We start from the raw sequence: 6983 nt of genomic DNA on the forward strand, positions 1-6983 counted from the left end.
ACCTATGCGTTAGCGTCTCCGTCAGGAGAAGGCTAGCAGGAAGAAAACGCTAACTTAATTAACTAGTTTGGTTAGGTTTAGGTAAGTTTTTTGGAGCAGCAGATGCTGTCACTAGAAAAGCTGAGAATTGCAGTCGCAGGTGTATCAATCACCTATCCCCTTCAGAGCGTCATCCCTCCTGCTAAAAGAACAACACAGCAGGCAATGCCCTCTCAAGAAACTATGCAGCAAACACCTCCGAGTGATTCTTTTCCCAACGCTCCCACATTTGATGGGGTAGATGACAAGTTAGATATGCCTTACGCATCCGAACTCAACCCTACCAGTTTTACTGTCGAGATGTGGGTCATGGTTCAGGGTGGTTCAGGCTACCAGTCTATTCTGGCCTCAGTCGGAGGCTCACCCTTAGCAGGACGCAAAGGATATCTTTTTTGCATCACACCTGCACGGCAATGGCAATTTTGGTTAGGCAATGGCGAACCAAAAGCATTCTGGCGGGTACTGGGCGGGACACAAGCAAAAATAGGTGCTTGGACGCATCTGGCAGGAACCTACGATCGCAACTCACAAACGATGGCTTTCTTCATCAACGGACGAGAAGTGGGACGAGAAATGGGCGTGCAACACCAGCCCAACAATCACAATCCTACTCGTGTCGGTGCAGGTGCTACAGAACAGTGGGGAGCAAGCCCTTGTTTTTTCCGTGGCAAGATTGCTGAAGTTCATGTTTGGGATCGAGTCCTAGCTTCTAAAGAGATTCAAGCACTTGCAGCCCAACAGTCAATAGAAGTTCAAGCAGAACCTATTCAAGAAAGCGGGGGGCAATGGGGGCAAGAAGGACAAAGTGTTGACCAGACTAAACAAACTACAGGTAATTTCTCTGGACAAAAGGGACAAACAACTACAGGTAATTTCTCTGGACAAAAGGGACAAAACACAAATCTTTCCTCTCCACTACAACCAAGTGTTGAGAAACCCTTAACTCAACAGCCGGTAAAGGAAACATCTCTGACATCCCAGCAACCCGGGCCAACTACTGCTGCTATACCCGACCCTCAAACCGTTCTTTGGCAAATTGGATCTCCAGGTCAAGCCGGAACGCCAGCCCCTACAGGTGGATGGACAATTGAATATAACTACATAGTAGGCACAGATCCTGATCCCTTCAACCGTCCTACTATTCCCTCTTGCTTAGTGCCTTTTAATGCCAACAAAATTCCTAATTCAACCAGTCAACTAAATATTCACTTTGGTCTACTAGAAGATTATACTGATGAACAATTAGTCTTCTCTTATGATCGCTACGGCTCTGGAGAAGACAATATATTTCTAGACGGACAACTCATTGCTAAAACGCCCGGTGCAGACAAGGGCAAGCTTAAGCAGAGTCAAATACCCCTAGTAAATATTCGCCAAGGGCCGCATACGATTTCAATCACAACAGCAAACGGTGCGGATGCCGCACACCTAATCGATTATCTGCAACTCCAAATCCATAAGCCGATGCTTTCTAACCTTACATCCCAACTTGGGGGACTGACTGGTGCTTCGTCAAAATCCAAAGGCAACCAATCAAATCCCCAGCAATCATCTGCTCAATCGGCACCAGGCGGCGGACTCTTAGGTGGAGTATTAGATCCAGTAACAAGTGTCGCTGGCCAAGTCGCAGGGGGAGGTGGCAATGAGGGACTAGTTGGACAAGCCACCGGACTGGTAGGCGGAGTAGCTGGTCAACTTCCCGTAGCTGGGGAATTAGTCGGTGGTTTAACTAATCAAAATTCAGGAGGCGAAGGAGTGTTAGGAGGATTACTCAATCAAGTCGGCGGACTAGCTGGAGGTCTACCTGTAGCTGGTGGACTAGTCGGTGGTCTAACCGGTCAAGGTGGTGGTGGCGGTGGATTAGCTGACGGACTAGTAAATCAAGTTGGTGGACTAGCTGGAGGTCTACCTGTAGTCGGTGGATTAGTCGGTGGTGTCACTGGTCAAGGTGGTGGAGGAGACGGATTAGCTGGAGGATTAGTAAATCAAGTTGGTGGACTAGCTGGGGGTTTACCCGGAGTCGGTGGAGTAGTTGGTGGTTTAACTGGTCAAGTCGCTGGACTAGCTGGAGGTCTACCCGGAGTCGGTGGAGTAGTTGGTGGTTTAACTGGTCAGGGTGGTGCTGCCCAAGGAGGTCACGCCGGTGCATCGACTGAAGTTGTGGTACAACTAGCTGGATTAGTACAGCAACTTACTGTGTTAGTTACCCAGCTAACTCAGCTTATCAGTCAACTAGGGATAGCCAATCAAGCTCATGGCGGAGTCGGGGGCGCAGCACAAACGCCAGTAGCTGGGCAACTTCCTGGAGGAGGTGTATCCTTACCCGGACTTACACCTGCCCAAGTAACCCAACTATCTACAATGACTGGTCTCTCAGCACCCCAACTAGCTCAACTTTCAGCCTTAACAAATCTCCCACCAGCACAATTATTACAACTGCCAGCAATGACAGGTCTCTCACCAGCCCAGGTATTAGCACAACTACAAGCCCAACAACGTCGGTAGGTAGTATTGGGCGTTGCTGACTCAGCGGATCAATAGGATAAGCACGATAGGCAGTGCGTTGGAGGTTCTCTCCGTTGTAGCAACTGCCGTAGACAGGGGGAGAAAAAATTTTAATTTTTCCAAAAAGCTTTAACTGTATTCCGATTCAGCAACACCCAGCATTAACTAATTGTGCAGAAACTGTGAGTAGATTTTTCCGAGACTTTGAACAACTGCTAAAACTGGCACAAAAAAAAGCTGCTCAACAGCAAGCCCCAAACAACTCCAATAACAGCGATTGGATCGAAGTCTCCCAGCACAGTAACTTTTCTCAATCTGAATCGACGGTCAAAACTATGCGGACTCCTAGAACATCTGGGTATAAGCCTCTGTCGCCAGTCCCTCATCCTGCTCCTTCCCCAGAACCTGCCGTTAAGCCGTCATTGCAAGCCGTAGGTGGCTTAAGGGAAGTGCTGGCAGAACTGCACGATTTGGTGGCTTTACCACTAAAGCGTCCAGACTTGTTAGCCAAACTGGGATTAGAACCAATACGGGGGGTATTGTTAGTCGGGCCGCCAGGAACCGGGAAAACTTTGACTGTGCGTGCCATAGCTGAAGAACTTGGTGTCAACTACATAGCCATTGCTGGCCCGGAGATTATTGGTAAATATTACGGTGAAGCAGAGTTACGACTACGGCAGATTTTCCAAAAAGCTACCTTGTCGGCTCCTTGCCTAATTTTTATTGATGAAATCGACAGCCTCGCACCGGAACGTAGCAAAGTCGAAGGCGAGGTAGAAAAACGTGTTGTTGCCCAACTTCTCAGCCTGATGGATGGTTTTGCTCAACTAAATGGAGTGATGATTTTGGCAGCAACCAACTGTCCGGATCGCATCGATCCGGCGCTGCGTCGCCCTGGTCGATTTGATCGCGAAGTGTATTTCCATGTTCCCGATCGCCTCGGTCGCCTAGAAATTCTCAACATTCATACTAGTACAATGCCCCTAGATGGGTCTGTAGATTTAGAAGCAGTGGCTGATTTGGCAATTGGATTTGTCGGTGCAGACTTGCGATCGCTCTGTCAAAAAGCGGCCTACAACGCCCTGCACCGCTTCAATCCCCCTATAGATTCGCCCATACCAGAAGGACTTAGTATCAATCAGCAAGATTTTCTCCAAGCTTTAAAAAAAGTTAAACCCTCTATTCTCCGTCCAGTCACAATTGAAACCCCCAACATCACTTGGGAACAGATTGGCGGCTTAGAGAGCGTCAAAAGCATCTTGCAAGAAACTGTTGAAGGCGCGCTGCTGTATCCCGAACTCTACCGCCAGTTAAAAGCAATATCTCCCCGTGGGATTTTACTTTGGGGGCCGCCCGGAACCGGCAAAACCCTCTTAGCCAAAGCTGTTGCATCTCAAGCGAGAGCCAATTTTATCGCCATCAACGGCCCAGAATTACATAGCAAATGGGTAGGCGCATCAGAGCAAGCAGTCAGAGAATTATTCACTAGAGCTAGACTTGTATCACCATGTATAATTTTTATCGATGAAATCGATGCCCTTGCCCCCATTAGAGGCGGTCACGAAGGAGACTTTGGAGTAAGCGATCGCCTAGTCGGTCAACTCCTCACCGAAATTGATGGCATCGAAGCTTGTACTAACATATTAATAATTGCTGCCACAAATCGACCTGACATCATCGACCCAGCCTTATTAAGAGCAGGCCGCTTAGACTTGCAACTGAAAGTAGACTTACCCGATGTCACCAGCCGATTTGAAATCTTGCGGGTTCATAACTGCGATCGCCCCCTAGCCGCAGACATTAATCTAGCAGCCTGGGCCGTCCGCACAGAAGGCTGGAACGGCGCAGAACTCGCTCTCCTCAGCAATCAAGCCACCATGCAAGCAATTCGCCGCTATCGCATCCAAGGATTTACCCACATCACTGACCTTTGTGTATTTGCTATTGATTTTGAAATTGCCTATCAATTTTTGCTAGGAGGAGGGGGAAGGGGAAAGTAATACCAATTCAAAATTCAAAATTCAAAATTCAAAATAAATAAAGCTTTACACGACAAGGGTTTGGGAGCGTGTATTTAAAGCATTCTTTTTTGAAATTGGTATAATTTTCTCTTCCTTTGCGCCTCTGCGTCTCTGCGTGGAATAAATATTTGTATAAAAATAGAGTATTATGTATGAGCTTTTACAAATTTTCCGCTATCAATCACCTGTAACAGTCCTCGGTCCTTACAAACGAGCCGCTATCTGGGTACAAGGCTGCGACTTTGCCTGTCCAGGTTGTATAGTCCCCGAATCTTGGGACAAAACAGGCAAACAAACAATTTCCCAAAGCGAACTAGTAGACTGGATTTTGTCACAACCAGATATTGAAGGAATTACCCTCTCCGGTGGCGAACCAATGCTGCAAGCAGCCGCACTAGTAAACTTAATTGATACAGTACATCAATTAAAAAACTTAGGTGTAATGTGCTATACAGGCTACCGCTTAGAACATCTGCAACAACATGGAACAGATGCTCAAAAATCATTACTCAATTCCATTGATTTACTAGTCGATGGAACTTACATAGAGTCTTTACATAAGGACTTACTCTGGCGGGGGTCTAGCAACCAAAGATTATTGATGTTAACAGAAAGATATCAACAGATTTTAAGTCAACAATTAGCACAAGGCGATCACTCAACCGGAATAGAATTTAGTATAGATGTGACTGGTGCATTTTACTTTACAGGCATTCCCGCCCGCAAAGGCTTCCGAGATGAGTTTGCAGTAAAAATGCAAAGCCGAGGAATCATATTTCCTAATACGAATTACGAATTATCGTAAGTCCGAGGGTTTAAATACCAGACTGAAAATGTTTTGAATTTTGAATTTTGAATTATTATGAGTGGCAGTCCTAAGTTTTCGGAAGCAGAAATTGCCGAGTGGAAGCAAAAAATTTTAGAAGCTGAACGTCAGCGTCGCGCAGAAATAGAAGCACAAAGACGTAAGGAAGCCGAAGAACAGGAACGACAACGACAACTAGAAGAATCCCGTTACCAAACTCAAATTCGCGTACAAAGATTGCAGTCAGATATAAATTGGCAGTGGGCAAATTTTTATGTTCAAGAAGCAGTAGCATTACAATCTCGTTGTGAGAATCAACTTGAAGCGATCGCTCAAGCAAATTCAGAAACCAAACTACTAGCAATTTCCGAAGAACTAATTAAAATCGAACAGGCAATGCAAGCCGCATTGCAGCGCAAACGCCGCGACGAAGCAGAAAAACAAAGACGCAAAGATATTGAACGACAACAGTTTGAACTCGAAGAATTAGAACGGCGAGTAGCTAAAATTCCCGAAACAGAATCTCTAAAATTCGATGCCGCAGGTCGGCAACAATTACAGCGTGTCTTGCAAACTTTACGACAAGCTATTTCTTCTGGAGACCCGATAGCAGTACGCCGGCCTCTAACAGAAACAACAGCTTTAGTTCAAAAACACTTACGCCAAATTGTCCAGGGTCAGTCAAACTCGCGCCATTCACAAGCACAAGCAAACCGACAACTCACAGAACTCAAAATTATTCTGACAGGTTTGAAAGCCGATCCAGTAGTTATGCAATGGCAAGCAGCAGCAGTAACAGAAATAGAAACTCAAATCAATACAGTGCAACAAGCTATTACTAACGGTCAAAGCCAACAAGTTATTTCCCAGTTAACAGAAATTAGCCAGCAGGAGCAAACAATTCTCGAAACCGCCAATGCAGCCCAACTACAAGCAGACAAGCGAGATTACATTGCTGATAGTATTTCTCAAACTTTACAAGAAATGGGTTTCAGCATCACCTTTCATCAACCAGAGCATCCAGAACATCCCGCTACATCTGTTATTTTAGGAGCCACGACTAACACAGGTAAAGGAGTTAGCGTTAGTATTCCGATCTCCGGACAAGTGTTTTATGACGTAGATGGCTATGTCAAACACAGCGTTACTACTGTAGATGGGAATACCTCCGCAATCTGCGATGAAGCAGAACAAATGCTAACCGAGATGCACGATGTTTTAGAAGATAAATTTGGTGTCAAGATGGGTGAAGTATTATGGCAAGGTAAAGACCCCAAGCGCGTCCTTCGCAAAGCCGAGAATTTGCCAACTCAGAAGCGATCGCGTAGTCGTAGTATTTAGGAAGGGGAAGGCTGCAAGGAATCGCTATGATAGATAATGCTGAAAATTGATCTCCTGCTATAAATCCGATGCACAGGACGGCAACCAAAATGAAAGTTTGCCGCACAGACATCACTGCTTTTGTCCATCACGTCACAGCAAAACTTGTATGTTGCTGTACTTTAGGATGACGAAAACCAAGAACCATATCTTTTTTAGTGGGACTTAAACAAAAATCAAGCCCAAATATAGCCTAAACTAGCTTTATAAGAAGCAAACAGGTTACGATTAAG

4 protein-coding genes are annotated in these 6983 nt (G+C 45.8%); all 4 read left to right on the forward strand.

All coding sequences use genetic code 11. The annotated features are described in order from the left end of the window. Nucleotides 1-102: 102 nt before the first annotated feature. The 4 genes from RMX98_RS32190 to RMX98_RS32205 all read left to right on the forward strand — a co-directional run bounded on the left by RMX98_RS32190 (nucleotide 103) and on the right by RMX98_RS32205 (nucleotide 6711). Nucleotides 103-2544, forward strand: coding sequence for a LamG domain-containing protein (locus tag RMX98_RS32190; protein ID WP_322681224.1), 2442 nt, complete (start codon nucleotides 103-105; stop codon nucleotides 2542-2544). A 182-nt stretch (nucleotides 2545-2726) separates the two neighbouring features. Continuing rightward, the gene (locus RMX98_RS32195; protein ID WP_322681223.1) at nucleotides 2727-4544 is read left to right on the forward strand and encodes an AAA family ATPase; all 1818 of its coding nucleotides are present in this window, start codon (nucleotides 2727-2729) and stop codon (nucleotides 4542-4544) included. A gap of 169 nt (nucleotides 4545-4713) precedes the next feature. Beyond that, entirely contained in the window at nucleotides 4714-5370 is a 657-nt protein-coding gene (locus tag RMX98_RS32200; protein ID WP_322681222.1) for a 4Fe-4S single cluster domain-containing protein, read from the forward strand. A gap of 57 nt (nucleotides 5371-5427) precedes the next feature. Beyond that, the gene (locus RMX98_RS32205; RefSeq protein WP_322681221.1) at nucleotides 5428-6711 is read left to right on the forward strand and encodes a hypothetical protein; all 1284 of its coding nucleotides are present in this window, start codon (nucleotides 5428-5430) and stop codon (nucleotides 6709-6711) included. Nucleotides 6712-6983 lie beyond the last annotated feature (272 nt).

This window comes from Nostoc sp. DedQUE02, from assembly GCF_034531035.1.
In the GTDB taxonomy this organism is placed as follows: Bacteria; Cyanobacteriota; Cyanobacteriia; order Cyanobacteriales; family Nostocaceae; genus Nostoc.